The organism is Bradyrhizobium sp. A11 (genome assembly GCF_042077125.1).
GTDB lineage: Bacteria > Pseudomonadota > Alphaproteobacteria > Rhizobiales > Xanthobacteraceae > Bradyrhizobium > Bradyrhizobium japonicum_B.
Genome location: NZ_CP149509.1, coordinates 3,694,942 through 3,720,746 on the forward strand (window position 1 = coordinate 3,694,942; position 25,805 = coordinate 3,720,746).

The following is a 25,805-nucleotide window of genomic DNA, read 5'->3' on the forward strand; positions in this document are numbered from 1 at the left end:
TACGAGAGCCGGGCGCGGCATGAACACCGCGCCCACTCCTCACGTCAGCTCTTGTTGCGCATCTTGCTGAGCAGGTAATTGTCGTAGAAGTTTTCCGCGATCTGCGTGTAGAACAGCAACTCCTTCATATACGCGTCGTGGCTCTCCTTGGTGCGCTTGAACAGGTCGCTCTTGGCGGCGAGCTCGTTCAGATGGTCTTGGGTCGCGTTGTAGCAGGCCTCCAGCACCGGCTGCGGGAACGCTTTCAGCTCGGTGCCGTTCGCGATCAGCCGCTTCAGCGCGCCCGGGTTCACGCTGTCGTATTTCTCGACCATCCACGCCCCGGCCGCCGAGCCCGCCTGGTTGACGATCGCCTGGTATTGCTTGGGCAGCGAATTCCACTTCTCGTCGTTGACGATCATGTGCAGCATGGCGCCGCCTTCCCACCAGCCAGGGAAGTAATAGTACTTGGCGACCTTGTAGAAGCCGAGCTTCTCGTCGTCATAGGGACCGACGAACTCGACCGCGTCGATCGTGCCCTTCTCCAGCGCCGGATAGATGTCGCCGCCCGCGATCTGCTGCGGGACGACGCCGAGCTTTGCCAGCACGTGGCCGCCCATGCCAGCGATGCGGAATTTGAGGCCCTTGAGGTCGTCGACGGTCTTGATCTCCTTGCGGAACCAGCCGCCCATCTGGGTGCCGGAATTACCGCAGAGGATCGCATGGGCCTTGAACGGCTTGAGCGCCTCGTTGGTGAGGTCGGCGCCGCCGCCGAAGTGCCACCACGATTCCTGATGGCGATGGTTCATGCCGAATGGCGCGCCGGTGGCATAGGCCAGAGCGGGCTCCTTGCCGATGTAGAAATAGAGCGGGGTCTGCGCCATCTCCACCGAGCCGGTGCTGACGGCATCGAGCGCCTGCAGGCCCGGAACGATCTCGCCGGCGCCAAAGGTCTGGATCTGGAATTTGTTGTCGGTGGCCTCCGCGACGTATTTCGCGAAGGTCTGCGCGGTGCCGTAGATGGTATCGAGCGACTTCGGGAAGCTCGAGGTCAGGCGCCATTTGATCTCGGGCATGCTCTGCGCGATCGCAGGCGCGGCAACCAGCGTCGTCGCGCCGGCAACCGCGCCGCCCTTGAGGAATGTACGGCGTTTCATGATGGGCTCTCCTGAAAGTAAGGTTCAACATACGGGCTTGCGGCAACAATCGTCGCGGATCGTTTGCCCGTTCCTGCAGCGGAGTTCAAGCTGTGCGGACCAGGCCCGCAGGCCTTCAGAGCAGCTTCGCGCTGACGAACAGCGCGCGCACGGCGTTGGTTGCCTGCACCGCCAGCATCGCATTACCGGCCGCGCCTTCCAGGGCCGCGACGGCGTCCTCGTGCAGGGAGCGGAATTCCATCCACTCGACCGACTTGAAGTTGGTGAGGAATTGATAGGCCTGGCCGACAGTCGCGATCGCCAGCGTGTCGCCGTTCAGCTTGATCTTGAACGTCGTGCGCAGCGGGGTCTCGGAACTTGATGGATCGCTCATGGGCTGCTTCTGGACGATGACGGCTTAACGAAGGGGAAACGGCAGCCCTGCCCTGGCAGGCAAGAATATCAGGAATCGGTGCTCGCGCGCCGCGAGGCGGTCGTCGCCCCGCTCAGGCTCGGCACCACGACCAGGCGGTTGAACTCGCCGTTGTCGTAGGCTTTGAGGAAACGATCATGCTCCTTGATCGAGACGCAGCCGTTGGAATCGCCACGCGGCCCGAGCAGGTAGCCATGGGTGAGAAGGCCGACGCGGCCGAGCGCGCTGGTGCCCTCGGTCGGCGTCAAGCGCAGCGCGCGGGTGCCGTGGAACAGCTTCTCGCGCGGCTTCAGATCGTAGATCGCGGGCGGGGTCGCGCCGACCATGCGCTGATCGACATGATCGGGATCGTCCATCAGCGCGCCCATGCCGGAATGGGCTTCCAGCGCGACGCCGCTCGGCAGGTAAACCGCCTTGGCCTTGATGTCATAGACTGCGGTCCGCGAATCGTAGCCGAGGGCGGCGAGATCCGGCGCCTTGCCGAACAGGCCGTCGCCGGGCGTCAGCGAGGCCAGCCGGATCTTGTCGCTGAACTTCTCGAAGAAGTTGCGGTTGTCGGCCCTGGGATTGGTGGTGTCGGCATAGGCCTGACTGGAGGCGATCTGGGCCGAGAGGTCCGCCTGAACCGGGCGCGAGCGCGGCATCGGGATGGCGTCGGCATGCTGCGAGGCCCTGGCCTCCTCGGTCAGGTGACGGTCGTCGTCGGTCAGGGTCGAACGCCAATCACCGCCCTGAAGCTTCTGCGCCAGCATCGCCTTGGCGTCGCGGAGCTTGAGCTGGACCGCATTCAGGGCAGAGCGCTCCACCGTCCGCAGCCCGAGGTCCCGGGCCGGCGGATTGCCGGACGCCGAAGCGAAGCGGTCCTCAAAGGAAGGGGTATTGGCCGGCGGCAGGGCGGCGGAGACCAGCGCGCTGGAATCGCTCAAGCTCGAAGCTCCGATGTCCGCGACCCAGGCGGCGGCGCCCAGCGCCAGCGCGACGGCAGCCAGAGACAGCAAAACGCGCTCGGCCCGCCCTATACGGCGGCGCGGCAACAGCCTCTCGGCGCGAGCGCGGTCGGAAACCATCAGATCCCCAAATCGATTCCCCGGGGGGCCCAACCCCCACCCGGAGACTCTATATCAGCTACCACATTGGGAGCCAAAAGTTAGGCATAATCGCGGCCGGCAAGGGCTCGACAAGGCATCTCCGGGGTATCCAATGACCGATCCTTTCGATCTCGAGCGCTTCGTCAGGGCCCAGGACCCGGTTTTTCGCGCCGTCGAGGCCGAGCTGGCCCGGGGCCGGAAACAGACTCACTGGATGTGGTTCGTCTTCCCGCAAATCACCGGCCTCGGCTCCAGCGCCATGTCGCAGCGCTACGCCATCGGCTCCCGCGCCGAGGCCAAGGCCTATTTCGCCCATCCCGTGCTGGGGGCCCGCCTGATCGAATGCACCGGGCTCGTGCTCGCCGTCCAGGGGCGGAGCATCAACGCGATCCTCGGCGCGCCGGACGACGCCAAATTCCGCTCGTCGATGACGCTGTTCGGCGCGGTGTCCGACGAGCCCATTTTCGGCGCGGCGCTCGCCCGCTATTTCGCAGGCGAGCGCGACGCCGCGACGCTGGAAATCCTGTCGAAGCTGGATCGGCAGGCCCAGAGCGGGTGATCAACGCCCCTGGCGGGTAGCGGCAGAGAGCGTAAACCCGAGATTAACGCCGGCAAACTATCGTCCGGGCAAAATAATTCTCCGTTATTTGCCGGACAGATCATGAAAATCGGTACGCTCCTGACGACCGCCATCGTTTCGCTCTCGACCGTGGGCGGCGGCCTCGCCGTCTACGTCGCCGTGACCAGATACCAGACGATGGAGCGTATCACCGAGGCGCAAGGCCGGCTGGCGATCGTCCGCGCCGTCAGCGACATCCCGCGCTACCTCAATCCCGAGCGCGGCTTCTCCACCAACATCCTTTATGGACCGGCCAGCATCGACCCCGCGCTGCTCGCCGAGCAGGACAAGCTGCGCAAGCAGACCAACGGCGCCCGCGACAAGATGAACGCGCTGCGCAAGGAGCTGCCCGGCTCGTTCGACGACGGCGCGGCCATCGGCAGCAACATCGACGGCATCAGTGCGAAATTCACCGCGCTGCGCGAGGCCATCGACAAGGCGCTGGCAGGCCCAGTCGAGGCGCGCAAGGACGCGGCCAAGAAGATCGTCGCCGACAATGTCGTGCTCAACAGCGGCGTGACCGCGCTGCTCAACGAGCAGGTCCGCCGCATGGCGATCCTCAACGGCGACGCCTACCGCCAGGCCAGCTACGCCAACATCGCAATGACGTTGCGCGACGTCGGCGGCTTCAACTCCAGCCTGCACAAGAATCTCGTCGGCGGCAAGAAGCCGGCGACCGATGCCGAGAAGGCCGACATTGCCCGCTCGCAGGGCCGCAACGATCAGATCGTGATGTCGCTGCAGGAATTGCGCGGCAATCCAACAACGCCGGCGAACGTCGCCGCCGCGCTCGAGAAATTCAACGCAAGTTACGTCGAGGAGTTCGGCCGCGAGCTCAAGCTGGTCAAGGACGGTGCGGTCAGCGGCAAGTACGAACACGACATGGAGACCTATTACGCCGCTACGCAGCGCGGCCTCAGCACCATCATCGAGGTCCGCGACGCGTTCTATGACAATGCCGAGCAGATCCTCGCCGGCGCCTCCTCCGCCGCGCGCACCAGCTTCACCATCGCGCTTGCGGGCCTTGCCGCCGTGCTGATTGCGAGCATCGGGCTCATCGTGATGGTCCGCCGCCGCGTCTGCGCTCCGATCGTCAACCTGACGACGCGGATGTCGCGGCTTGCCGAGGGCGAGGTTGCGGACGCCATTCCCGGCGCCGAGCGCTCCGACGAGATCGGGGCGATGGCTGCGGCCGTTCAGGTCTTCAAGGACAACATGATCCGGGCCGACCGGCTCGCGGCCGAGAAGCAGGCCGAGAGCGACGGCAAGATGCGCCGCGCCCAGGCACTCGACGAGCTCACCCGCGCCTTCGAGGCCAAGGTCAGCGAACTCGTCGGTGGCCTGTCGCGGGCGTCCTCGACCATGGAAAGCACCGCGCAGTCGATGACCTCGACGGCGGCCCAGACCAACAGCCAGGCCGCGGTCGTCGCCGCCGCCTCCGAGCAGACCTCGACCAACGTTCAGACGGTCGCCAGCGCCACCGAGGAGCTGACCTCCTCGATCTCCGAGATCGGCCGCCAAGTCGCACAAAGCACCGAGATCGCGGCCCGCGCCGTCGACAACGCCCGCCGCACCGGCGACACCGCACGCACGCTGGCCGAGGGCGCGCAGAAGATCGGCGACGTCGTCACGCTGATCCAGAGCATCGCCGAGCAGACCAACCTGCTGGCGCTGAACGCCACCATCGAGGCCGCCCGCGCCGGCGATGCCGGCCGCGGCTTTGCCGTGGTTGCCTCCGAAGTGAAATCGCTGGCGGGCCAGACCGCCAAGGCGACGACCGAGATCTCCGAGCAGATCGCGGCGATCCAGACCGCGAGCGACGAGACCGTGGCCGCGATCCGCAACGTCGCCGACGTCATCGGCGAGATCGACCAGATCGGCACCGCGATTGCCGCGGCGATCGAGGAACAGGGCTCGGCCACCAAGGAGATCGCCCGCAGCGTGCAGGAAGCCGCCCGCGGCACCCAGGAGGTCAACAGCAACATCTCCGGCGTGCAGCGTGCCGCCGACGACACCGGCGCCGCGGCGCGGGAAGTGCTGGTCGCCGCCGAGCAGCTCTCGACCCAGTCGCGCGATCTCGCCGGACAGTTCGACCGCTTCCTCGGCGAGGTCAGGGCGGCGTAGGAGCAGATCGGTAGCCCGGCTCGCGCCGCGCACGATCGGGGCTGCGGCACGTCTTCGCGGCGAACGACATCAATAAGGCGGCGGCTTGCGTGCCCGCTGTGCTTTCGCCGCCTCGATCCACCACGTCAGATCGTCGGCGAAGCGCGGGAACGAGCGCTCCAGCGCCTTGCCGCCCTCGCCGATCGGCTCGCCCTCGGCCGACAATGTCTGCGCGATCGGGCCGACGCCGATGGTGCTCGACACCACCACCATGCCCATCTCCGACAGGGTGCCGTGCCAGGCGGTTGCTGCCCGCGCGCCGGACAGCCGGCCGGCCGAATAGCTCACGATCGCGGCCGGGCGCCAGAACCATTCTTCGAGGAAATGGTCGGTGAGATTCTTCAGGCCGGGCTGGATGCCCCAATTGTATTCGCCGGTGACGAACACGAAACCGTCGGCGCCGCGGATCTGTCCGGCCAGCTTTTCCAGCGCCTCGGGTGCCGCGCCCTTGGGATATTCCTTGTACATGCGGTCAAGCATCGGCAGGCCGACCGCCTTGGCATCGATGAACTCGACGTCGTCGCCGCGGTCACGCAGACCATTGATGACGAAATTCGCAAGGCGGATGCCCATGCGGTCGGAACGGTAGGAACCGTAGAGGACGAGAATGCGATTGCTCATGGCCGGACGGTAGCACGAAACCGGCGCCCCGTCGGTACTCGCTTTGTCGGACTATCGTCCGCGACCGCGGCCCAGCGTTTGCGACGGCGACTCGCCGAACTGGACGCGGTAGCTTCTGGAGAAATCGCTGAGATGCCAGAAGCCAAACGCCAGCGCGATCGCCTTGACGCTATCGGCGCCGGCGAGAAGCTGCCGCCGCACCAGCCACAGCCGACGCAGGCGCAAATAGCGGTGCAGGCTCATGCCTCGATAGCGGCGAACGACGTCGTGCATGGTGCGAACCGACAGCCCGAGCTTGCGCGCGATCTCATCGCTGTAGATCGGCTGCGATAAATCCTCGGTCAGCAGTGCGCGGATACCCTGGAACATCCTGAATTTCCGCTCGTCGTTGGGGCCGAGGGTCCAGCGGGCCGAGACGACGCTTTCGAAGGCCTCGTCGACGGCTCCGAGCAGAGACTCCTTCATCGCCGCGCCCTTCAATGAGAGCTCCGGCGCCTCGGCCGGGTCGGACGCCTTGGCCAGCACCTCACGAACCACGGTGCGCAGCCGGTGCAAGCCGGCCGCTGAGACTTCAAAAATCTTGAAGCTCGAGAGCGTGGCCGGCCAGCCGCGGTCCCGCACCTCCGGCCTGAAAACCACCGAGGCGATTTGCCGCTGCACCTCCTCAATGGTGGTGTAGGCAGCGCCGCCGCTGCCAATGACCACGACCGGTCGGGCGCGCTGCGAGCCATTGAAGCGAACGGGTACGTCGAGGTCGTCCATCGTGAAGCCGATCGCCGTGCAATTCTCGACCAGCTGCGCATCGACCATTCGCGGAAACGTCTGCGTCAAATTCACGTCGCAGCCGGGCAACGACAGGATTGTCTGCTCAGCCGAAATCCTCCGTACGAAAGGCGTGAATTCGAAATTCAGCCCGCGTATGGCACTTCGAAATTCGTCGACGTCTGAGAAGCGAAATGTTTGGATTGCCAATCTCGGTACATCGTCAATGCTGTTCATGACAACGGGAAACGCAACGTCGCGCGGACTGCGTCAGGCCGCGGCTCCGGTTCGTTCCCCCCTCGGTTTTCGATCCTCCCCGAAAAGGATCAATCTTAACGTGTCCCGAGCAATTGGTACGGAGCTCGTTGGAAGAACAAGCGGGCACGTCCGGTCTCGCCGAATTTCGATAGCGTTTCCCGCGCCTTAGATGGTACTTAAATACCCAAGTTTCGATACCTAAAATTCAATATTAACAACTTTGAGGCGAAGTAGGGTCGTTTGATCGTCAAAGTTATTTCAAATTTCGGGCCCCTGCCATGACGGCAAATTCGCCTGCTGATGTTCTGGTCGAGTTGGAGGACGCGGTCGCAACGTGTCCACTGGATCGCTGCGCCCGCATTCTTTCCGGCATCATGCAGCTGCTCACCAGCAGCCGCGACCGGCCTCAGGAATTGCTCGCCAACGTGGTCGACGGCGTTCTGCTGCGGCTGACGGAGCGGGTCGAGGCCAATGCGTTGATCGAGCTCAGCACAGCACTCGCGGAACTCGCGGTGGCTCCGCCGAAAACCGTGCGGCGTCTCGCCTCACACCACGATCCGGAGGTGGCGTGCCCCCTCTTGCTGAGATCGCAGTCACTGTCCACAGCCGATCTCAAATCGATCGCGGCCTCGAGCGGCGAACGGCAGCAACGCGCGATCGCCGCCCGCGCGCCGATCGATCCGCCGCTGATCGAGACGCTGATCGAGGCCGGCTCCCGCAGCGTTTGTGCCGCGCTGATCGCCAATACGGAGGCGCGATTCCCTGACGCCGCTTACGCCGCGCTGGTCGGGAAGTGCCTGGCGGATGATGAGCTCACGAAGGCGCTGGCCGTCAGGCCGGACACGCCCGACACGGTCATGCGGAAGTTGCTGTCGGCCTCACCGGCTCCAAAATCCGGCGCAGGGCCGAAGGCGACCGTCTCACTTCAAGCCGTAGCGGCCGCGCCAATCGTCCCCAAGCTGCCCTGCGCGGCCGCCTATGCCGGCGCGCGGCCGGAGATCGTCGCGCTCAACCGCATCGGCAAGCTCAACGATTCCACGGTGAACCGCTTCGCCATCCGCGGCGAGACCGCCAACCTCGTCACGGCCCTATCGGTGCTTTCGGGGGCTCCCATCGAAATCGTCGAGCATCTCATGACCGACGACGATTGCGAGGGTCTCGTGATGGCCTGCCGCGCCTCGCGGCTGAACTGGCAGACCACGTTGGCCATCTTGGGCAATCGCTACGGCAGAAGGCTTTCCCTCGCCGAGCGCGAACGCGCGCAGCACATGTTCGAGTCACTGCTTCTGTCGACCAGCCAGTGGACGGTGCGTTGGGGGGAAATTGCGGCAAGCGCCAAGGAGAGCAGTCGGGAACATCGCGGCGCAGAGATGGGGATTAGCCGATGAAATTCGACGGTCGCAAAGCCTTTCGCGTGAAAATGGACCACAGGCAGCCGATCAATCTCATGGGTTCGGACGGCACCTGGCGACGCCGTTGCGTATTGCTGGACGTGTCGCAAAGCGGCGCCAAGGTCGAGGTCGAGGGCACGCTCGACGTGCTCCAGGCCAAGGAATTCTTCATGGTGCTGTCGTCGACCGGCCTCGCCTACCGGCGCTGCGAACTGGTCTGGATCGACGGCACCATGGCTGGAATCCAGTTCATTACGACTGACGGCAAGAAGAAGCCTGCAGGCGCACCAGCGCCTGCGCAGACCGCGGTTCAAGGCAAATAGATTCGAACATTCCACCTGGCGTCTGACATTCAGACGGTCGCAAAGTGTAGGTCAGATCGTGCAGCACGCGCCAACAAGATCCGGCCCGATCGATAGTGACGGCGGCATCCGTCAGACACGAACCGATCGCCCCTTCCTGCATGTGCTGGCCGACACGTCCGACAAACTCTCGGGCATCTGCTCGATCCTCGACGAGAAATTCACCATTGCCGGCGAGCGACTCGATGCCGATTCCAGGCTGTCGCAGACGCCAGCCGCAATCGTCATCCGCGCCGAGCTGCGCGATGTCGACAACATCGCCGCGATCAAGAAGCGGGCCAGCAAGCTGGCGAAGGCCAGGAAGCGCATCTTCCTGCTCGATCACGCCTCCCACGTCTGCATCTCGCAAGCCTACGCGCTCGGGGCGACGCTGGTCCTTTCCGGCACGGTCACCCGGACCAGGCTGCTGGCGGCGCTGTCCGATCCGGCCGGCGGGGTATCCGCATCGTCAGGCGACACGTCGCAACCGGACAACGCCGTCGAGACCGCCGCGACCGCGATCGCATCGATGTTCACGGCCATGACCCTCGGCCAGCCGCTCGACGTCGAGGGCACCAAGGAAGCCGGTCGCCAGATTGCCGATCGTATCACCCGGCATGGCCTGACGGAGTGGCTCATGACGGTGCGGCGCCATCACGAAGGAACCTATCAGCATTGCCTGCTCGTGACCGGCGTGGCCATCGACTTCGGACTAAGCCTCGGCGTCGGCAGGGCCGACCTGGAACGTCTCTACTCGGCTGCCATGTTCCACGACATCGGCAAGGCACAGATTCCGCTCGCCATCCTCGACAAGCCGGGCCGCCTTGATGCCGCCGAACGCGCGATGATCGAAACGCATCCGGCCGCCGGTTACGAGTTTCTGCAGGGGCATGACGGGATCTCGCCGGAGATACTCGATGCCGTTCGCCATCATCACGAGTACCTCGATGGAAGCGGCTATCCCGACACGCTCTGCGCCGAGAGCATTGGCGACATCGTGCGAATTCTGACGATCTCGGACATTTTCGCTGCGCTGATCGAGCACCGGCATTACAAGCCGACCATGCCGCGCGCGGAGGCCTACGACATTCTGTGCGGGATGAACGGGAAGCTGGAGAAGGCGCTGGTCCGCTCATTCCAGCAGGTCGCGCTCACGCGGTGAGCGCGGCAGACCGTTCTCGACCGCGGCCTAATGAGTAGCACGATAGCTGGCGCGGCGCGGGATGGACCGGCACGCCAGCCCATCGGCCAGCAGCTTCATGTCCTCGTGCCGGCCGCTGCGAATCAGCCGACCGAACTCTTCGGGTGTGAAAGGAAGACTTGGATCTTCATCGATCGGGCGCCGCAGTCGCGGGCCGAAGAAACGCCGAACCAGGCTAGCCAGCCGCCGCATGTCAATTCCCTCGCGCCAGCAACAAACCTCTCACCGGACATATTGTTCCTCCCGCACCTTCGAGATTGCAAGAGGCCGCTTGGGGCTCCGCACCAAAAATTTCGCGAGAGAATAATCTCCTCTCGGACACGCTAGTCGGCAAAACCCACGTAGCGTACAAACTCCTGATTGTGCTCGCGATCCGAACGAACCGCGTTTGCGGCAAAGCCGTCGTCCGGATAGCCCATCGCAACGCACGTCATGATGACCTCGTCCTCCGGAATCTTCGCCACCTCGCGCACGATGTCGGAGCGCATGATGCCCTGGCCGTTGATCACCGAGCCGAGGCCGCGGTCCCACGCCGCGAGCACGATGCCGTAGCAGAGCGCGCCGAGATCGAAATGGCAGACCGCCCCGGGATCGAGCACGCGGTCGTAGGTCAGGACCAGCGAGACCGGCGCGTCGAACTGGCGGAAACCGCGCAGCACCCAGTCCTGCCGCATCGGCTTGTCGTCGCGCGCGATCCCCATCGCGCCGAACAGCTTCTTGGCGATGTCGACCTGGCGGGTGCGGTGCACGCCCTGGTACTCGCCGTGGCTGACGATGTCGCGCTTGACCTTGGCGCCGCCGACCATCTCCTCCATGTTGCGGCGGCGCACCTCTTCGAGCGGGCTGCCTGTGAGCACGTGGACATGCCAGGGCTGGGTGTTCATCGACGACGGCGCGCGCTTGGCGCTCTCGATGATCGCCTCGATAACCGCGCGCGGCACCGGCTCCTTCCTGAAGCCACGCACGCTGCGGCGCGACTGGACCAGCGTTTCGAATTCCACCTCGCAGAATCTCCCTACCTCTTCATCCGCCGGCGTGACGACACGAGGCCGGTTGCCGATGCGGCGCGCAAAATCTATGCTAACCCGCAAGCAAGACCAAGAACCCTGGAGGGGGCCGCCGCACCCCGTGAGGACTGAAACATGGCCGCGCCACTCGATCCCGTTATCGCCGAGATCATTCCGCTCATGCCGATGCGCGATCCCACGGTCATGACGCCACAGAGCGCCCGCGATTCCTTGCGCGCACTGGCTGCCTCGCGCGCCGCCATCCCGCCGCCGCCCGTCGATAGCGTCGAGGATATCGAGGTCAGAGGCGGCGCCGGCCCGCTTTCTGCGCGGGTCTACCGGGTCGGCACCACGCCGGCGCCGACCGTGGTGTTCTTTCATGGCGGCGGCTGGGTCGCGGGCGACCTTGAGACCCACGACCGGCAGGCGCGCAACCTTGCGATCGAGACCGGCGCCGTCGTTGTCTCCGTCGACTATCGGCGCCCGCCGGAAACGCGCTTTCCCGGTGCGTTTGAGGACGCCTATGCCGCAGTGAGCGACATCTTCAACCGCCTCGCGGAATTTGGCGGCGACGCAAAACGCCTCGGCGTTGCCGGCGACAGCGCCGGCGGCAACCTTGCCGCGACCACCGCGATCGCCTGCCGCGACGCCGGCATCAAGCTCGCCGCGCAATTACTGGTCTATCCCGTCACGGACGTCCTCGGCGCCTACGCCGACGAACGCGAGAATGCGCGCTATCCCTCGCGCGCCGAGAATGCCGAGGGTTACTTCCTCACGCGTGCCACGATGGAATGGTTTTGCGGCCATTATCTTGCCGATCCCGGCCATGCCTCCGACTGGCGTGTCTCGCCGCTGCGCACAACAACCCTCGCCGGTGTCGCACCTGCGGTCGTGACCACCGCCTGGTTCGATCCCCTGCGCGACGAGGGCACAGCCTATGCGCGGGCGCTGGAGGCGGCCGGCGTGCGGGTCAAGCACCATGAGGGCCCCGGACTGATCCACGGCTATTTCGGCATGGGCGACGCTTCGGACGCCGCGCGCGCCGAGGCCCAAGCCGCCCGGGCCGACTTCAAGGCGCTGCTGATGCGTGGCGCGTAGGATACGTCAGGCGCTCCGCGCGCGCTGCGCGCCGGTATGCCCCCAGGCCTCGTCCCAATCCTGACCGGCGGCGTCGACGACGCGGCCGTCGGCTTCGAAGAACTTGTTCGGCACCTGGAAGATCGCGAGGATCAGGGCCCCGTCCGGACACCACGCGGCATGCCGGCTGCCCGCCTCGCGCCAGATGAACTCACCGGCCTTGCAGGCGATGCCCTGGGCCGGCCCCTCCTTGTCGACGAGCGCACCCTCGATCACCCAGCTCTGCTCGATGCCGACATGCTCGTGGTCGGGCAGCACCGCTCCCGGCGCAAACCGCATCAAGGCGGTCATCAGGCCCGTGCGCCGGTCGAACAGCAGCGTCTTGGCCTCGCATCCCGGAAAACGCGTGGTCTGCCATTCCATGTCTTGAGGCCGAACCAGGTGAGAATGCTGGTCGGCGGCTTCCTGGTGTTTCGAGATCACGGCGTCCATCACGATGCTCCATCCAGCTCGGCTGACCAAGCCTAGCAGGATTGCCCGCCGGGGTCAGCGAGCAGTGCAACAGGCCAGGCAACAGGGCCGTCATCCAGCTTGATTGCGCCACGATTCCCGGCTCCAATCCCTCCGCCATTTCTGGCTGACGGAGACACCCATGATGAAGCGGATTTTTCTGGCTGCGATCGTTGCCACCTTTGCAGCAGGCTCGGCCTTCGCGCAAGAAACCTGCGAGAGCAAGGCGGTCGGCAAGGACGGCAAGCCGCTGGCCGGCGCCGCCAAGACGTCGTTCCTGAAGAAATGCAAGGCCGATGCCTGCGCGCCCAAGGCCGTCAGCGCCGACGGCAAGCCGCTCGCCGGCGCCGCCAAGAACAGCTTCATGAAGAAGTGCGAGACCGGTGCCTGATCGCAGCGGATTCGCTGCTTTTTGGCGTGTAATCGCTCTCCGCACTCGTCATGCCCGGGCTTGTCCCGGGCATCCACGTTCTTCGTGCAGCGCTGGAGATCGTGGATGGCCGGGACAAGCCCGGCCATGACGGCGGACTTCACGCCCGCCTGAACCGATAATCGAACGCGTCGCCCAGCGGTCTGATCCATCCCACCGTCGGTGCCGGAAAATGGACCGGCAGGATCAGCGTGTCGGTGTCGGCAACGGAAGCGAAAAACTTGCGTCGCGACAGCGCCGACTGCTTCGGATCCCAGTCGGGTCGCGCCGACCAGTCCGGCTCGCGGCACTGGATCTGGTGATGCATGAGATCGCCCGCGACCACGGCGCGCTGCCCCTTCGAAAAAATGTTCACGCAGCAATGGCAGGGCGAATGCCCCGGCGTCGGCGTCAGCGTCACGGTGTCGTCGAGCGCGTAGTCATCGTCGACGAGCAGCGCCTGCCCGGCCTCGACGATCGGCAGGCAATTGTCGCGGAAGACCGTGCCCGGCGGATTGTTGCCCTTGGCATGCTCGGCCTCCCAGGCCGCGTATTCCCTCTTGTGGAAGACGTACTTCGCGTTCGGAAACGTCGGCACCCAGCGGCCGTCGCGCAAGGTCGTATTCCAGCCGGTGTGGTCGATATGCAAATGCGTGCAGAACACGTAGTCGATCTGTTCGAAGGAGATGCCGAGCGCGAGCAATTCGTTGCGCCAGCGCTCCTTGCCGGGAAAATCGAACGGCGGCGGATGACCCTTGTCCTCGCCGGTGCAGGTGTCGACGAGAATGGTATAGCGCGGCGTTCGCACCACGAAGGTCTGATAGGTGATCACCATCATGCCGCGCGCGGCGTCGAACACCTCCGGCTCCATCGTCGGCAGATGGCGCTTGAACACGCCCTCGTCATAGGCCGGGAAGAAATCCTGCGGCCGCCGCCATGGCCCCTCCCGCTCGATCACCGCATCGATGGTGATGTCCCCGATCCTGAGTTGCCGCATCGCTGTTTCGCTCCCCTTTTTTGAGGGAAGCGTAGCGGCCGGCATGGGACCATTCAAGCCGTGCAACGCGCACGCGCTCATGCGCGACGATTGCCGCAAATCAACCTCAAACTCGGTCGACGGTGATCGCGAAATTGGAAAGATCGCGTGGGAAGAAAACTCAAATTCGCCGCGCTGGCCCTGATTGCCGTCGCGGCTGGCGTCTACGTCAACAACACCAGTCTTCTGACGCCGCATCCCGGCAGCAAGCCGGTCCTGCTCGCCCATCGCGGCATGGCGCAGCGCTTCGATGAGCGCGGCGTGAAGAGCGATACCTGCACCGCCACACGGATGTTGCCGCCGACGCACGATTATCTGGAGAACACCCTGCCCTCGATGCGCGCGAGCTTCGAGGCCGGCGCCGACATCGTCGAGCTCGACGTGCACCCGACCACCGATGGCCAGTTCGCCGTATTCCACGACTGGACGGTCGACTGCCGCACCGACGGCCGGGGTGTCACACGCGAGCAGAGCATGGCGAAGCTGAAAATGCTCGACATCGGCTACGGTTACACCGCCGACGGCGGCAAGACATTCCCGTTTCGCGGCAAGGGAATCGGGATGATGCCGACGCTGTCGGAGGTGCTTGCCACCTTCCCTGACAAGGGACTCCTTATCAACGTGAAGAGCCGTGACGCGAGCGAAGGCGAGACACTCGCCGCCGCGCTGAACGCGTTGCCGGCCGAGCGACGGCGGACCATCATGGTCTATGGTGGTGACGAGCCGATCGAGATGATCCGTCGCCTGACCCCTGATGTCCGCACCATTTCGCGCGCGGCGATCCGAAGCTGCCTGATCCGCTATATCGCCTATGGCTGGACCGGTCTCGTCCCGCCGGCCTGCCGCAACGCGATGGTGCTGGTCCCGGTCAACGTCGCGCCCTGGCTATGGGGCTGGCCCAATCGCTTCCTCAATCGGATGACCGATGCTGGCAGCGCGGTCTTCGTGCTCGGCCCCTACAGCGGCGGCGAATTCTCCACCGGCATCGATACGCCCGAATTGTTCGCCCGGCTGCCGCAAGGCTATTCCGGCGGCATCTGGACCAACGAAATCGAGACCGTCGCCAGGATCGCGGGCAAGAGCAAAGACTAGCTCCGCAGCCCCGGCGCCTCCTGCCCGGTTCGCGCGACGTACTCCGTGTAGCCGCCGCCGAACTGGTGGATGCCTTCCGGCGTCAGCTCCAGCACGCGGTTCGACAGAACGCTGAGGAAATGCCGGTCGTGCGAGACGAACAGCATGGTGCCCTCGAAATCCGACAGCGCATTGATCAGCATCTCCTTGGTGGCGAGGTCGAGATGGTTGGTCGGCTCGTCCAGCACCAGGAAGTTCGGCGGATCGAACAGCATCTTGGCCATGACGAGGCGGGCCTTCTCGCCGCCCGACAGCACCCGGCAGCGCTTCTCGACGTCGTCGCCGGAGAAGCCGAAGCAGCCGGCGAGCGCGCGCAAGGAGCCCTGCCCCGCGGTCGGAAACGCATCTTCCAGCGACTGGAACACGGTGCGTTCGCCGTCGAGCAGATCCATGGCGTGCTGGGCGAAATAGCCCATCTTGACGCTGCCCCCCAGTGCCACCGTGCCCTGGTCGGGCTCGCTCGCGCCCGCGACCAGCTTGAGCAACGTCGACTTGCCGGCGCCGTTGACGCCCATCACGCACCAGCGCTCCCTGCGGCGGATCATGAAATCGAAGCCGTCGTAGATGCGCTTTGAGCCGTAGCCCTTGTGCACGCTCTTGAGCGCGACGACGTCCTCGCCCGAGCGCGGCGCCGGCGGGAAGTCGAACGCCACGCTCTGGCGGCGCCGCGGCGGCTCGACCCGCTCGATCTTGTCGAGCTTCTTCACCCGGCTCTGCACCTGCGCCGCGTGCGAGGCGCGCGCCTTGAAGCGCTCGATGAACTTGATCTCCTTGGCGAGCATCGCCTGCTGGCGCTCGAACTGCGCCTGCTGCTGCTTCTCGTTCAGGGCGCGCTGCTGCTCGTAGAACTCGTAGTCGCCGGTGTAGGTGGTAAGAGAGCCTGAATCGATCTCGATCACCTTCGAGATCACGCGGTTGATGAACTCGCGGTCGTGCGAGGTCATCAACAGCGCGCCTTCGTAATCGTGCAGGAATTTTTCCAGCCAGATCAGGCTTTCGAGGTCGAGATGGTTGCTCGGCTCATCGAGCAGCATGACGTCGGGACGCATCAGGAGGATGCGCGCCAGCGCCACGCGCATCTTCCAGCCGCCGGAGAGTTTGCCGACGTCGCCGTCCATCATTTCCTGGCTGAAGCCGAGGCCCGCCAGCGCCTCGCGCGCGCGGCCGTCGAGCGCATAGCCGTCGAGCTCCTCGAAACGGTGCTGCACCTCGCCGTAGCGGGCGATGATCTCGTCCATCTGGTCGGCCTTGTCAGGGTCGGCCATCGCGGTCTCGAGCGCGCGCAACTCGGCGGCGACCTCGCTGACGGGACCCGCGCCGTCCATCACCTCGGCCACGGCGCTGCGGCCGGACATCTCGCCGACGTCCTGGTTGAAATAGCCGATGGTGATGCCGCGATCGATCGAGACCTGGCCCTCGTCGGGCAGGTCCTGGCCGGCGATCATCCGGAACAGCGTGCTCTTGCCGGCGCCGTTGGGGCCGACGAGGCCGATCTTCTCGCCCTTGTTGAGGGCGGCGGAGGCTTCAATGAACAGGATCTGGTGGCCGGCTTGCTTGCTGACGTTGTCGAGGCGGATCATGAGTGTCTTTTGGGGGGATTTTTGCGTTGCAGCGTCATAGGGCATGCGGAGCGCGAGGGGAAGCCCGGGACAGGCCGGGATCCGGCCTGCCCGCGCGTCAATTCGCTGGTCGTCCCTCAAGCTTGAGGGCTTGGACCCGACGCCACCAGCGCCGTGAGCTCGCACATCCACGCTTCAGAAAGGCATCAGTCCCGCCGTCACATTCCCCGTATCGTCCGGCCATCCTGCGCGCGGCGCCCGCGTGCAGGATGGCCGTCACTTCCTGAGGACGCCCGGATTGGTATTTCCAAGCTGCTGGATGGCAGCATTCGCGGCCGGCGTGTTGTAAGTCGGTCGAGATCCGCCGCCGTCCTGACCAGAAGGCGTTACGCCCAGTCGCTCACCTGTCGTTCCCTTGTTCTTTGCATTGGACGTGTTGGGGCCTGGCGAACCCCCAGTTCCGCTCAGCGTGGTCCCATTCGAGAGCGTCGAACCGCCGGTACCGCCCGGGCCGGCTCCGCTCGTGCCGCCGCCGGATGAAGAACCGCCTGAAGCGCCCCCCGAGCTTTGCGCCATGGCGAATGAAATGCTGCCCAGCAGGATCGTCGCCGCGATGGCAAGAAGCTTCATGTCCGTCCCTCCATGCACCAGCGATCGCTCAGGTCGCTGCAGTTTTCTTTTGCGGCAGTCGCGCCCAGCTCCCGCTCCTAACGCCGGCGAGCGATCCATGCCCCGGCGAGAAAAGCCACGAGCAACGACCGTAACGGCGCCCTCACCGCCATCTCGCGCAGCTGGTCGACCCATCGCGTCGCGGCCTCCGGCGAAGGCGAGTTGAGCTGCGACCGGACCGTTCCTGCTTTCTCTTCGGAACCCAATCGCTGGCTCGTGGTCTGGTTCCCGCGGTCCTGCTGCTCCGTGAGCCCGGATGCCTCCGTCATCGCCCCTGCTTCCTTGATGTCCATGCGCGAACTCCAATCCTGCCGCGGTTGCAAACCAACATCCTGATCTCAGGTGCTATGGTGCCAGCGTTCATGCGAACTATATGGTTGATCACAAGCCCCGCCGTATCACTCCCTTGAAGAAGCCCTTGCTCATCCTTCTGTTCCTCGTCTTGGCACCGCTTGCCGCCTCAGCGGTGAGATATCTCTGGCTGGGCGATGGCCGCGAGAATTGGCAAACCGCCGATCGGTCGAGCGCCGGCCTTCTGCCCGCCGCTGCCGCCAATTCCGAAGCCGTCATAAGGGTGTTCGGGGCGAGAACGGTGAGATGGCGCAGCATCTTCGCGGTTCACACCTGGATCGTCGTCAAGGAGAAGAATGCGCCGACCTACACCCGGTATGACTACACGGCGTGGGGCGAGCCGATCCGCACCAACGGCTTTGCTCCGGACGGTCGATGGTTCGGCGCCGCGCCGGAAACCATTGTCGCCGTCGATGGAGCGCGCGCGGAGGCGCTGATCCCCAAGATCAGGCATGTGATTGAAAACTACAAGTTTCGATCCTATGGCGATTACAGCGTCTGGCCTGGTCCCAATTCCAACACCTTCGTGCAGGCCGCGCTCGACGCCGTCCCCGAGCTTCGCGCCGTCCTGCCGCCGACCGCGATCGGCAAGGACTTCCCGTACACCGGCAGATGGGCCGGCATAACCGCCTCGGGTACGGGCATCTATGCCTCGCTTGCCGGATATCTCGGCTTCTCGATCGGCTGGGTCGAAGGCCTGGAGATCAATTTCTTCGGTGTCGTGCTCGGCTTCGACATCCGGCGCCCGGCGCTCAAGCTACCCGGCCTCGGCCGCGTTGGGCTTCGCCCCGGCGTGTAAGAGCGCGATTTCGACCCAAGATTTTCCGCATCAGCTCGAGCAAGGCTGCAAGGCGCTGACCCATTCCGCAGTCCGTTGGCGATGCCGCCCTGCCCAATCGTGCCGCCGGCTCCCGGGACAGAACGTCATGAGATCCTCCCCGACAACGAAAGCACTGTCGTAGTCCCGCCGCGTTGCGTCAATGAGTTCCTGTACCGACGGAGCTGTCCGAATTTGCCGCCGAGCCAACGGTCAGCCAGATATCGGGAAGACCGACCACGTGGTCGGAGTGGAAATGAGTCAGCAGCAGCAGGTCGATACTGCCGATCGATTCTGAGTGGAACAGGCGCATCGTCGCGCCGCGGCCGGCATCGGCGAGGATCTTCTGCGAACCAGCTTCAATCAGGGTCGAAGGTCCAAATCTGAGCGGATCGGGTAACGGCATGCCGGTCTCCAGCAGCGTCACCTTGAATGGCGCATCGATGCCGGTCCTACTGCTCCGGCCTGAAGCCCGACGCCTTGATCGGCACGGCCCAGCGTTCGATATCCTCGCGCTGAATGCGGGCAAATTCCTCGGGCGATGTACCGGTCGGCCTCAGTCCGATCTGCGCAATGCGCGCCTTGACGTCGTCCTCCTGGACAATCCGCGCGATTGCACCGCTCAGCTTGGATACCGTCGCGGCCGGAGTGCCGGCAGGTGCAAAGAACCCCCACCAACCGCCACCTTCGATGTCGTATCCGATCTCCCTGAACGTTGGAACATCTGGCAGGAATGTCGATCGTTGCACGCCGGAGGTCGCCAGCACGCGTATCCGACCAACCTTGTGCAACTCGGCCAATTCATTGGTCGACAGGAAGACGATGGGGATCTGGCCACCCATCAGGTCGGTCAGGGCGACCGTGCCTCCCTTGTAGGCGATGTGCTGCAGCGGCACGCCGGCGGCCTTCGCGAACATCAATCCGAAGAAATGGGGAAGCGTGCCTGCGCCCGGTGTGCCAAAGTTCGCCTTGTCGGGGTTTGCCTTCAGCCAAGTGACGAGCTCGGAAATGTTGCTGGCGGGAATCTTCGGGTCGACGCAAATGCCGAAATCAAAGGTGGCAATCTGTGAGACCGGCGCGAAGTCCTTGACCGGATCGTAGTCGAGGGCGGGATAGACGCTTTGATACACCGCCATTGGAGCTATCGGAGTGGCCAGCAGCGTGTTGCCGTCCGGCTCGGACGTCTTGACAGCCTGCACGCCGAGGCGGCCGGCGGCTCCCGCACGTGGCTCCACGATCACCGGACGTTCGAGCACCACGCCCAGCCGATCGGCAACCAACCGGGTCAGGACGTCGCCGGACCCTCCTCCGGCAAACGGGTAGATGATGCGAAGGGGCGTGGTGCGGTTCTGGGCTGTGAGAGGCTCCAGCATCAGCACAGCGAAGCCGGCGACCGCGAAAGCAATTCGGATGAACCGCATGTTGGTCTCCCTCCTGAGCAGAAGCGGGTTCACCTTGGTCCGGTTCGGGGTATACCGGGAAGCTCGATTATCGGATATGGCTATCAGAAAACCAGATAGGAGGCCGGATGGACGATCTGCGCCTGCGGCGGCTGAAGCTCCGCGATCTGCACATTCTCGACGCCGTCGCCGAAGCCGGAAGCATGGCGAAGGCTGCGCCACGGCTCGGCATGTCGCAACCCGCCGTGTCGCGCGTGGTAGCCGACATGGAGCACCTGCTTGGCGTGCCCCTGTTTGATCGGACATCGACGGGCGTGGAGTTGACGAGATTCGGCCGGGCGCTGCGCCGCCGCACCAACATCGTCACCGACGAGCTCAAGCAAGGCCTCGGCGAGCTGGCGTTTCTGGCGGACCCGACGCAGGGCGAGATTCGTATCGGCACGACGGAGCCCATGACGGCGCTGACGGCGACGATCATCCAGAACATCTCGGAGGTGTATCCAAAGATCAGGTTTGTCATCAGAGCGGACGATACGCTGGCGCTGCATGAGAGGTTGCGTCAGCGCGAGATCGACATCGCGGTGACGCGAATGGCGGCAGACTTCGACCGCTACGAGGATCTGACCGGAGAGGCGTTGTTCGAGGACGAGCTTGCCGTGATCGCGGGAAAGCACAATCCGCTCGTGCGCTGCAGGCGCCTCACGCTGCGGAGCCTGATCAACGAGAGATGGCTGCTCGGCCAGCCGGCAGCCTCGTTCCTGCGTCCCTTCATTGAGGAGGCCTTCCGGACCGAAGGACTGGATGTGCCGGAGGCAACGGTGACGTGCGGCTCATACGCGATGCAGATCAATCTGCTTGCGGCCGGTCGCTTCCTCGCGATCCTGCCCAGGGCCGCGCTCCGCTATCCCACGCCACACCCGACATTGGTTCCGCTTCGCCTGCGATTGCCGACGACGCGCCGGCCGGTCGGCCTGGTGCGGCTGACGCATCGCCATGTGAGTCCAACCGTCAGCCTCTTCACCCGCGTGGCGCGTGAAGCGGCTGCGAAAATGCGATAAGGCGGCATTGCGTCCCGACCGCAATTGGGCCCGGGGATGATATTCATCCAGTCCCGCTTCGATGTTCGCTTTTTGCCGATAAACGGCGCGGTCTCGATGAGGACACGTCCTACGCCCTTCGCATCAGCTTGAGCGACGCCGCCAGCCGCAGGCTGCGCTTCCCCGCCAGTGCGATGCCTTCGAGCTCGCCGCTATCGGCCGTGCATGTCCCCGAGAAGCCGATCCCGACCTCGAAGCCGCCGAACACGGGGTTCTCACCCTTCGCCGGCGTGTGCTCCTGGTTCAGCATCTCGCCCTTCCAGCGGCCGTCTGCCGAGGAATAGGAGCCGAGATAGTAGAAGAACGCATCGCCCCCGAGGATGCGGCCGTCGATCAGCAGCATCACGCCGGACAGACCGGCATCGACGCCGTCGAGCGCGCGCAGGCTCATCCCGTAGAGCCCGTTGGCGATGCCGCCCTGCCCGATCGTGCCGCGCGGCGGCAGCGCTCCATCATCGAGCCGGGTGAGATTGGCCCAAAAATGCGCGCCGGGCATGGTGTCGGCGCCGCCCTGCAGGCGGATCTGGTCGCCGTGAAGCCGGCCGCGCGCCCCGATCGAGGCGACGTCCGCGCCCATCAGCGGCTTGTAATTGGGATCGACATTATGCCGCTCGGTAATGACCTCGGCGACGATCTCGCCGCCTTGCTCGGCATAGGTGCCGAGATGCGCGAAGCCCGAATTGCCGCCCAGCATCTTGCCGTCATGCAGGCACATGATGCTGCGCCCGAATGCATCGTTGACCCCGTATTCGACCTTGTAGAGTCCGTCCAGCAACGCAATTAGCCCACAAAATCGGAAAAGTGCTCCGGGCTACCTAGCATTGCCGCCGCATCTCGGCCACCCGGCTTTTGCGCGCGGGGGCATTGCGGGTCTCAGCGGCCATGAGATCTCATGCTCCCTTCCGGCCGGGTCAACCCACAAATTCGCTTAATCCGCAGTCAACGATTTCAAGGACTTGGCTACTGTGCATGGGGTTGTTTTCGCGTTTTTTGGTGCCGCGGGGCTCTTCGCGCGTCAGTGCCGCTTGAAATACTGCACCTCGCGCTCGTGCTTCTCGGCGGCCGCACGGCTCTTGAAGGTGCCGAGATTGCGACGCTTGCCGGTCTTGGGATTCACCTTGCGCGAATAGAGACGATATTCGCCTGATGCCAGCTTACGGATCATGATCGCGCTCCATCTTATGCTGACGTCAACGACGTATGCGCGAGCCAGGTTCCGTGGGGTCCTGGCTCTGCTCAGAAGCACAGCGTGGTGACGAGCTTACCCTGCTTGTCCTTGATCGCATAGGGACAGCGAATGCGCTCCAGCGCCTTCTTCGCGTCCTCGTCGCCGAGCGCCGCAGCGCGCTCGTAATAGGCCTTCGCGGCGTCCTTGTCCTTGGGCCCGCCGCGGCCTTCCTGCGCGAAGGCGCCCATCCGCTCCAATGCGCCGGGATGGTTTTGTGCCGCCGCCTTCTCGAACAGCGCACGCGCCGCGACCTCGTCCTTCGCGCCACCCGTGCCTTCGGAGAGCATCAGGCCGAGCTGGTACTGCGCTTCCGCGTTGGTCTCGGCAGCCCTGCCGAGCAGCGCGCGCGCCTGCGCGGGATCGGCCGGCGCGGCACCACCTGCGCCGCCGAGCGCGGCGAGATTGCTGACGCCACGGGGGTTGCCGGCCTGCGCCGCCTTCTCGAACAGCTTTCGCGCTTGTGCCTCGTCCTTGGCAACGCCCGCGCCGGTGGCATAGGCAATGCCGAGCTCGACCATGCCCGCGCTAGATCCCTTGTCGGCGGCCTTGCGCCAGGCCGCGATCGCCTCGCCGGTCTGCCGGTTGGCCGCATAGGCGCGGCCGAGCGCGAACATCGCACGCCGCGAGGATGGCGCGGCCTGCTTGCAGAACCTGATCGCGGTTGCAATGTCGGAGGCCGCGATCTCCGCCACGCCCCTCACGTCGGCCGGCTTGTCGGGATCGCTGGGATCGGCGGCGACCCGGTCGCACAGAACGAGATCGGCCGATTGCGCCTGCGCCGTCAGGGGCACGGCGAGCGCGAACAGCATGCCAAGGAGATAAGACCGCATGAGCACCACGTTGCGTCCCCGTTCCGGCAAATTCAAGGCTCGAGTCCTGATTGGCACAGCACGGGCACGACATCAGGCGATGCCAGATAGCGCAGCAGCCGGTCGGCGGATTCCGCATGTTTCGCATTCGCCACGCGGCCGGCGGAGAACACGGCCGGCGTCTGCAATTCATGCGGGATCGGTCCCACCACCTCGATGCCTTCGACCTGCTTCAGCTCGCTGATCTGCTGCACGGCCAGATCGGCCTCGCCGCTGACGAGGCGCTGCGCCGTGAACCCTTGCTCGACGATGGTGGCCCTGGCGTTGATCTCGGCTGCAATGCCCATCCGCACGATCAGCTGGGCGAAGTAGACGCCGCTCGCACCCAGCCGCGAATAGGCGACGGACCGCGCCGCGAGCAGCGACTTGCGCAGCGCCGCTTCGCTTCCGATGTCGGGATGCGGCTGCCCGGCCCGCACCGCGATGCCGACATAGGAGCGCGCCAGATCGGCCGCGCCATCGGCAAGCACGCGGCCCTCCGCGATCATCTCGTCGAGCCCTTCGCGGGTCAGGATGACGAGATCAGCGGCCTCGCCGTCGCGCAAGCGCTTCAGCAGGGCAAGGGTCGGCGCGAAGTCCGCCTCGACATGGATGCCTGTTGCAGCCTCGAAGGCCGAGGACAGGCTCCGCATCGCGCCCATCAGGCCGAGCGTCGACAGCATGCGAACCTTTTCCATGTGGCTTCCCGTCACGATCAGGCGCGGTGCATCAGCTTGAGCGCGGCGGTCAGGCGCAGGCTGCGCTTGCCGGCAAGCGCAGCCGCCTCCAGCACCGCCTCTTCCGCGTCGTAGCGGCCGGAGAAGCCGATGCCGACCTCGTGGCCGCCGAAGATCGGATCGTCCTTGGCCGGCGTGTGCTCCTGGTTGAGGATCTGGCCCTTCCAGCGGCCGTTCGCGGCGGTGTAGCTGCCGAGATAGTAGAACGAGGCATCGCCGCCGAGGATGCGGCCGCGGTTGAGCAGCATCACGCCGGTGAGGCCGCCGTCGAGACCGTCGAGCATGCGCAGGTGGATGGAATAGAGACCGTCGGCGATGCCGGCTTCGCCGATGCCACCGGCGATCGGCACCTCGTCGTCCGTGATCGGCGTCATCACCGACTGGAAGGGAATGCCCGGCAGCTCCTTCAGTTCGCCCTTGAAGCGATAGAGATCGCCGTCCGCCCAGCCCTTGGCGAGCAAGGTGGCGTCGTCGGTGCCGGCCATGGCGCGGTAGTTCGGATCGGGGTTGTGACGGACGGTGTTGATAACGACGTCGACGCCGCTGTCGGTTTGCTCGTAAGTGCCGATATGGGCGAACGCCGAATTGCCGCCGAGCAACATGCCGTTGGCAGCATGCATCACGCTGCGCCCGATGGCATCGCCGAGCTGAAATCTCACCTTGTAGAAGCCTTCAATCACCAGCCGTGTCCCCGGCCCTTGCGCGCATCCCAAGACATTCTATCGCGCTTTCGGTGGCAATGGAGAAGTTTCGCGCAGCCGAGCGCGGCAGGTCCGAGGACGGCCGTCATCCAAATGCAAAAATCCGCCGGAGCCTTGCAGCTCCGGCGGATTGAGACCAACCTGGGCCAGCCCCCAGCCCGGGCCGGGAGGATCTTAGGCCGCGGCCTTCTTGTCGGTCGGCACGGACGCGATCGTCTTCAGGATCTGCGAAGCGATCTGGTAGGGGTCGCCCTGCGAGTTCGGACGGCGGTCTTCCAGATAGCCCTTATAGCCGTTGTTGACGAACGAGTGCGGAACGCGGATCGACGCGCCGCGGTCGGCAACGCCGTAGCTGAACTTGTTCCACGGCGCGGTCTCGTGCTTGCCGGTCAGACGCTTGTCGTTGTCCGGGCCGTAGACGGCGATGTGGTCCATCAGGTTCTTGTCGAAGGCGGCCATCAGCGCCTCGAAATACTCCTTGCCACCCACGGTGCGCATGTACTCGGTCGAGAAGTTGGCATGCATGCCCGAGCCGTTCCAGTCGGTGTCGCCGAGCGGCTTGCAGTGGAATTCGATGTCGATGCCGTACTTCTCGGTCAGGCGCAGCATCAGGTAGCGGGCCATCCACATTTCGTCAGCGGCCTTCTTGGAGCCCTTGCCGAAGATCTGGAATTCCCACTGACCCTTGGCGACTTCCGCGTTGATGCCTTCATGGTTGATGCCGGCAGCCAAGCAGAGGTCGAGATGCTCTTCGACGATCTTGCGGGCAACGTCGCCGACGAACTTGTAGCCGACGCCGGTGTAGTACGGGCCCTGCGGCGCCGGATAGCCGTATTCGGGGAAGCCGAGCGGACGGCCGTCCTTGTAGAAGAAATATTCCTGCTCGAAGCCGAACCAGGCGCCGGGGTCGTCGAGAATGGTGGCGCGCTTGTTGGACGGATGCGGGGTCTTGCCGTCGGGCATCATGACTTCGCACATCACGAGGACGCCATTGGTGCGCGCCCCGTCCGGGAAGACGGCGACCGGCTTCAGCACGCAATCGGAGCTGTGGCCTTCGGCCTGCTGGGTGGAAGAACCATCGAAGCCCCAGAGCGGAAGCTGCTCGAGCGTCGGGAACGACGCGAATTCCTTGATCTGGGTTTTGCCGCGCAAATTCGGAGTCGGCGTATATCCGTCGAGCCAGATGTACTCGAGCTTATACTTGGTCATTGAGCCTCTCTGTAGATGATGCGAAAG

At 64.9% G+C, this 25,805-nt stretch carries 29 protein-coding genes; 10 read left to right on the top strand and 19 right to left on the bottom strand.

Annotated features, from left to right (window positions below):
• Positions 1-44 precede the first annotated feature (44 nt).
• The 3 genes from WI560_RS17165 to WI560_RS17175 all read right to left on the bottom strand — a co-directional run bounded on the left by WI560_RS17165 (position 45) and on the right by WI560_RS17175 (position 2,546).
• The gene (locus tag WI560_RS17165; protein WP_375304143.1) at positions 45-1,136 is read right to left on the bottom strand and encodes a TRAP transporter substrate-binding protein; all 1,092 of its coding nucleotides are present in this window, start codon (positions 1,134-1,136) and stop codon (positions 45-47) included.
• Positions 1,137-1,251: 115 nt separating this feature from the next.
• Positions 1,252-1,509: a hypothetical protein gene (locus WI560_RS17170; protein ID WP_024338019.1), complete on the bottom strand. Its 258-nt coding sequence runs from the start codon at positions 1,507-1,509 to the stop codon at positions 1,252-1,254.
• A gap of 68 nt (positions 1,510-1,577) precedes the next feature.
• The gene (locus WI560_RS17175; protein ID WP_375304144.1) at positions 1,578-2,546 is read right to left on the bottom strand and encodes a DUF2778 domain-containing protein; all 969 of its coding nucleotides are present in this window, start codon (positions 2,544-2,546) and stop codon (positions 1,578-1,580) included.
• A 202-nt stretch (positions 2,547-2,748) separates the two neighbouring features.
• On the opposite strand from WI560_RS17175, the gene WI560_RS17180 reads away from it, so the two are divergent.
• Complete coding sequence (locus tag WI560_RS17180) at positions 2,749-3,195, top strand: DUF1810 domain-containing protein (protein ID WP_375304145.1); 447 nt, start codon at positions 2,749-2,751, stop codon at positions 3,193-3,195.
• 102 nt (positions 3,196-3,297) lie between these two features.
• Positions 3,298-5,379, top strand: a complete 2,082-nt coding sequence (locus tag WI560_RS17185; RefSeq protein ID WP_257194415.1) for a methyl-accepting chemotaxis protein — start codon at positions 3,298-3,300, stop codon at positions 5,377-5,379.
• Between the two features lie 69 nt (positions 5,380-5,448).
• Here WI560_RS17185 and WI560_RS17190 read toward each other — a convergent pair whose 3' ends face one another.
• Together WI560_RS17190 and WI560_RS17195 are read right to left on the bottom strand one after the other, a co-directional pair.
• Positions 5,449-6,039: an NADPH-dependent FMN reductase gene (locus tag WI560_RS17190; RefSeq protein ID WP_375304146.1), complete on the bottom strand. Its 591-nt coding sequence runs from the start codon at positions 6,037-6,039 to the stop codon at positions 5,449-5,451.
• Between the two features lie 51 nt (positions 6,040-6,090).
• A complete protein-coding gene (locus WI560_RS17195) occupies positions 6,091-7,038 on the bottom strand; it encodes a helix-turn-helix domain-containing protein (RefSeq protein ID WP_375304147.1) in 948 nt (315 codons plus the stop codon).
• Between the two features lie 299 nt (positions 7,039-7,337).
• Here WI560_RS17195 and WI560_RS17200 point away from each other — a divergent pair, with 299 nt between their 5' ends.
• The 3 genes from WI560_RS17200 to WI560_RS17210 are packed head-to-tail and all read left to right on the top strand — an operon-like array spanning position 7,338 to position 9,953.
• Positions 7,338-8,447 carry a DUF2336 domain-containing protein gene (locus tag WI560_RS17200; protein WP_375304148.1) on the top strand — a complete coding sequence of 370 codons (1,110 nt, stop codon included), beginning with the start codon at positions 7,338-7,340 and terminating at the stop codon, positions 8,445-8,447.
• Positions 8,444-8,773, top strand: coding sequence for a PilZ domain-containing protein (locus WI560_RS17205; RefSeq protein ID WP_375304149.1), 330 nt, complete (start codon positions 8,444-8,446; stop codon positions 8,771-8,773). The genes WI560_RS17200 and WI560_RS17205 overlap by 4 nt, the downstream gene beginning before the upstream one ends.
• A gap of 58 nt (positions 8,774-8,831) precedes the next feature.
• Positions 8,832-9,953 carry an HD-GYP domain-containing protein gene (locus WI560_RS17210; RefSeq protein ID WP_375304150.1) on the top strand — a complete coding sequence of 374 codons (1,122 nt, stop codon included), beginning with the start codon at positions 8,832-8,834 and terminating at the stop codon, positions 9,951-9,953.
• 362 nt (positions 9,954-10,315) lie between these two features.
• On the opposite strand, the gene WI560_RS17215 is transcribed toward WI560_RS17210, so the two are convergent.
• Positions 10,316-10,993: a nitroreductase gene (locus tag WI560_RS17215; RefSeq protein WP_375304151.1), complete on the bottom strand. Its 678-nt coding sequence runs from the start codon at positions 10,991-10,993 to the stop codon at positions 10,316-10,318.
• Between the two features lie 141 nt (positions 10,994-11,134).
• On the opposite strand from WI560_RS17215, the gene WI560_RS17220 reads away from it, so the two are divergent.
• Positions 11,135-12,097, top strand: a complete 963-nt coding sequence (locus tag WI560_RS17220) for an alpha/beta hydrolase (RefSeq protein ID WP_375304152.1) — start codon at positions 11,135-11,137, stop codon at positions 12,095-12,097.
• Between the two features lie 6 nt (positions 12,098-12,103).
• Here WI560_RS17220 and WI560_RS17225 read toward each other — a convergent pair whose 3' ends face one another.
• Positions 12,104-12,568: a cupin domain-containing protein gene (locus WI560_RS17225; protein WP_375304153.1), complete on the bottom strand. Its 465-nt coding sequence runs from the start codon at positions 12,566-12,568 to the stop codon at positions 12,104-12,106.
• A 160-nt stretch (positions 12,569-12,728) separates the two neighbouring features.
• Between WI560_RS17225 and WI560_RS17230 the strand changes: the two genes are divergently transcribed.
• The gene (locus WI560_RS17230) at positions 12,729-12,977 is read left to right on the top strand and encodes a hypothetical protein (RefSeq protein ID WP_049820148.1); all 249 of its coding nucleotides are present in this window, start codon (positions 12,729-12,731) and stop codon (positions 12,975-12,977) included.
• A 139-nt stretch (positions 12,978-13,116) separates the two neighbouring features.
• Here WI560_RS17230 and WI560_RS17235 read toward each other — a convergent pair whose 3' ends face one another.
• The gene (locus WI560_RS17235) at positions 13,117-13,992 is read right to left on the bottom strand and encodes an MBL fold metallo-hydrolase (RefSeq protein ID WP_375304154.1); all 876 of its coding nucleotides are present in this window, start codon (positions 13,990-13,992) and stop codon (positions 13,117-13,119) included.
• A gap of 147 nt (positions 13,993-14,139) precedes the next feature.
• On the opposite strand from WI560_RS17235, the gene WI560_RS17240 reads away from it, so the two are divergent.
• Positions 14,140-15,123 (top strand): glycerophosphodiester phosphodiesterase family protein, encoded by a 984-nt coding sequence (locus WI560_RS17240; protein WP_375304155.1) that lies wholly within the window; start codon positions 14,140-14,142, stop codon positions 15,121-15,123.
• Here WI560_RS17240 and WI560_RS17245 read toward each other — a convergent pair.
• The 3 genes from WI560_RS17245 to WI560_RS17255 form a co-directional block, all read right to left on the bottom strand.
• Positions 15,120-16,742 (bottom strand): ABC-F family ATP-binding cassette domain-containing protein, encoded by a 1,623-nt coding sequence (locus WI560_RS17245; protein WP_028136757.1) that lies wholly within the window; start codon positions 16,740-16,742, stop codon positions 15,120-15,122. The two genes, WI560_RS17240 and WI560_RS17245, sit on opposite strands and share 4 nt — an antisense overlap.
• A 255-nt stretch (positions 16,743-16,997) precedes the next feature.
• Positions 16,998-17,351, bottom strand: a complete 354-nt coding sequence (locus WI560_RS17250) for a hypothetical protein (protein WP_375304156.1) — start codon at positions 17,349-17,351, stop codon at positions 16,998-17,000.
• Positions 17,352-17,428: 77 nt separating this feature from the next.
• A complete protein-coding gene (locus WI560_RS17255) occupies positions 17,429-17,683 on the bottom strand; it encodes a hypothetical protein (RefSeq protein WP_375304157.1) in 255 nt (84 codons plus the stop codon).
• Positions 17,684-17,763: 80 nt separating this feature from the next.
• Here WI560_RS17255 and WI560_RS17260 point away from each other — a divergent pair, with 80 nt between their 5' ends.
• Positions 17,764-18,540, top strand: a complete 777-nt coding sequence (locus WI560_RS17260) for a DUF3750 domain-containing protein (protein ID WP_375304158.1) — start codon at positions 17,764-17,766, stop codon at positions 18,538-18,540.
• A gap of 178 nt (positions 18,541-18,718) precedes the next feature.
• On the opposite strand, the gene WI560_RS17265 is transcribed toward WI560_RS17260, so the two are convergent.
• Positions 18,719-18,964 (bottom strand): MBL fold metallo-hydrolase, encoded by a 246-nt coding sequence (locus tag WI560_RS17265; RefSeq protein ID WP_375304159.1) that lies wholly within the window; start codon positions 18,962-18,964, stop codon positions 18,719-18,721.
• A 46-nt stretch (positions 18,965-19,010) separates the two neighbouring features.
• Positions 19,011-19,979, bottom strand: a complete 969-nt coding sequence (locus WI560_RS17270) for a Bug family tripartite tricarboxylate transporter substrate binding protein (protein ID WP_375304160.1) — start codon at positions 19,977-19,979, stop codon at positions 19,011-19,013.
• A gap of 107 nt (positions 19,980-20,086) precedes the next feature.
• Here WI560_RS17270 and WI560_RS17275 point away from each other — a divergent pair, with 107 nt between their 5' ends.
• The gene (locus WI560_RS17275) at positions 20,087-21,016 is read left to right on the top strand and encodes a LysR family transcriptional regulator (protein ID WP_375304161.1); all 930 of its coding nucleotides are present in this window, start codon (positions 20,087-20,089) and stop codon (positions 21,014-21,016) included.
• 109 nt (positions 21,017-21,125) lie between these two features.
• On the opposite strand, the gene WI560_RS17280 is transcribed toward WI560_RS17275, so the two are convergent.
• The 6 genes from WI560_RS17280 to WI560_RS17305 all read right to left on the bottom strand — a co-directional run bounded on the left by WI560_RS17280 (position 21,126) and on the right by WI560_RS17305 (position 25,778).
• Complete coding sequence (locus WI560_RS17280) at positions 21,126-21,830, bottom strand: GrlR family regulatory protein (protein WP_375304162.1); 705 nt, start codon at positions 21,828-21,830, stop codon at positions 21,126-21,128.
• 240 nt (positions 21,831-22,070) lie between these two features.
• Positions 22,071-22,220, bottom strand: a complete 150-nt coding sequence (locus WI560_RS17285; RefSeq protein WP_007609497.1) for a hypothetical protein — start codon at positions 22,218-22,220, stop codon at positions 22,071-22,073.
• A 71-nt stretch (positions 22,221-22,291) separates the two neighbouring features.
• The gene (locus tag WI560_RS17290) at positions 22,292-23,113 is read right to left on the bottom strand and encodes a tetratricopeptide repeat protein (RefSeq protein ID WP_375304163.1); all 822 of its coding nucleotides are present in this window, start codon (positions 23,111-23,113) and stop codon (positions 22,292-22,294) included.
• 32 nt (positions 23,114-23,145) lie between these two features.
• Positions 23,146-23,829 (bottom strand): substrate-binding domain-containing protein, encoded by a 684-nt coding sequence (locus WI560_RS17295; RefSeq protein WP_375304164.1) that lies wholly within the window; start codon positions 23,827-23,829, stop codon positions 23,146-23,148.
• 17 nt (positions 23,830-23,846) lie between these two features.
• A complete protein-coding gene (locus WI560_RS17300; protein WP_375304165.1) occupies positions 23,847-24,548 on the bottom strand; it encodes a GrlR family regulatory protein in 702 nt (233 codons plus the stop codon).
• Positions 24,549-24,743: 195 nt separating this feature from the next.
• Positions 24,744-25,778 carry a glutamine synthetase beta-grasp domain-containing protein gene (locus WI560_RS17305; RefSeq protein ID WP_028136763.1) on the bottom strand — a complete coding sequence of 345 codons (1,035 nt, stop codon included), beginning with the start codon at positions 25,776-25,778 and terminating at the stop codon, positions 24,744-24,746.
• Positions 25,779-25,805: the final 27 nt, after the last annotated feature.

Coding starts and splice junctions, on each gene's coding strand:
- WI560_RS17270 (WP_375304160.1), bottom strand. CDS start 19,979: ATGCGGTTCATCCGAATTGCTTTCGCGGTCGCCGGCTTCGCTGTGCTG.
- WI560_RS17180 (WP_375304145.1), top strand. CDS start 2,749: ATGACCGATCCTTTCGATCTCGAGCGCTTCGTCAGGGCCCAGGACCCG.
- WI560_RS17275 (WP_375304161.1), top strand. CDS start 20,087: ATGGACGATCTGCGCCTGCGGCGGCTGAAGCTCCGCGATCTGCACATT.
- WI560_RS17260 (WP_375304158.1), top strand. CDS start 17,764: ATGGTTGATCACAAGCCCCGCCGTATCACTCCCTTGAAGAAGCCCTTG.
- WI560_RS17255 (WP_375304157.1), bottom strand. CDS start 17,683: ATGGACATCAAGGAAGCAGGGGCGATGACGGAGGCATCCGGGCTCACG.
- WI560_RS17295 (WP_375304164.1), bottom strand. CDS start 23,829: ATGGAAAAGGTTCGCATGCTGTCGACGCTCGGCCTGATGGGCGCGATG.
- WI560_RS17265 (WP_375304159.1), bottom strand. CDS start 18,964: ATGCCGTTACCCGATCCGCTCAGATTTGGACCTTCGACCCTGATTGAA.
- WI560_RS17200 (WP_375304148.1), top strand. CDS start 7,338: ATGACGGCAAATTCGCCTGCTGATGTTCTGGTCGAGTTGGAGGACGCG.
- WI560_RS17250 (WP_375304156.1), bottom strand. CDS start 17,351: ATGAAGCTTCTTGCCATCGCGGCGACGATCCTGCTGGGCAGCATTTCA.
- WI560_RS17205 (WP_375304149.1), top strand. CDS start 8,444: ATGAAATTCGACGGTCGCAAAGCCTTTCGCGTGAAAATGGACCACAGG.
- WI560_RS17290 (WP_375304163.1), bottom strand. CDS start 23,113: ATGCGGTCTTATCTCCTTGGCATGCTGTTCGCGCTCGCCGTGCCCCTG.
- WI560_RS17190 (WP_375304146.1), bottom strand. CDS start 6,039: ATGAGCAATCGCATTCTCGTCCTCTACGGTTCCTACCGTTCCGACCGC.
- WI560_RS17230 (WP_049820148.1), top strand. CDS start 12,729: ATGATGAAGCGGATTTTTCTGGCTGCGATCGTTGCCACCTTTGCAGCA.
- WI560_RS17170 (WP_024338019.1), bottom strand. CDS start 1,509: ATGAGCGATCCATCAAGTTCCGAGACCCCGCTGCGCACGACGTTCAAG.
- WI560_RS17285 (WP_007609497.1), bottom strand. CDS start 22,220: ATGATCCGTAAGCTGGCATCAGGCGAATATCGTCTCTATTCGCGCAAG.
- WI560_RS17235 (WP_375304154.1), bottom strand. CDS start 13,992: ATGCGGCAACTCAGGATCGGGGACATCACCATCGATGCGGTGATCGAG.
- WI560_RS17225 (WP_375304153.1), bottom strand. CDS start 12,568: ATGGACGCCGTGATCTCGAAACACCAGGAAGCCGCCGACCAGCATTCT.
- WI560_RS17165 (WP_375304143.1), bottom strand. CDS start 1,136: ATGAAACGCCGTACATTCCTCAAGGGCGGCGCGGTTGCCGGCGCGACG.
- WI560_RS17195 (WP_375304147.1), bottom strand. CDS start 7,038: ATGAACAGCATTGACGATGTACCGAGATTGGCAATCCAAACATTTCGC.
- WI560_RS17245 (WP_028136757.1), bottom strand. CDS start 16,742: ATGATCCGCCTCGACAACGTCAGCAAGCAAGCCGGCCACCAGATCCTG.
- WI560_RS17185 (WP_257194415.1), top strand. CDS start 3,298: ATGAAAATCGGTACGCTCCTGACGACCGCCATCGTTTCGCTCTCGACC.
- WI560_RS17220 (WP_375304152.1), top strand. CDS start 11,135: ATGGCCGCGCCACTCGATCCCGTTATCGCCGAGATCATTCCGCTCATG.
- WI560_RS17305 (WP_028136763.1), bottom strand. CDS start 25,778: ATGACCAAGTATAAGCTCGAGTACATCTGGCTCGACGGATATACGCCG.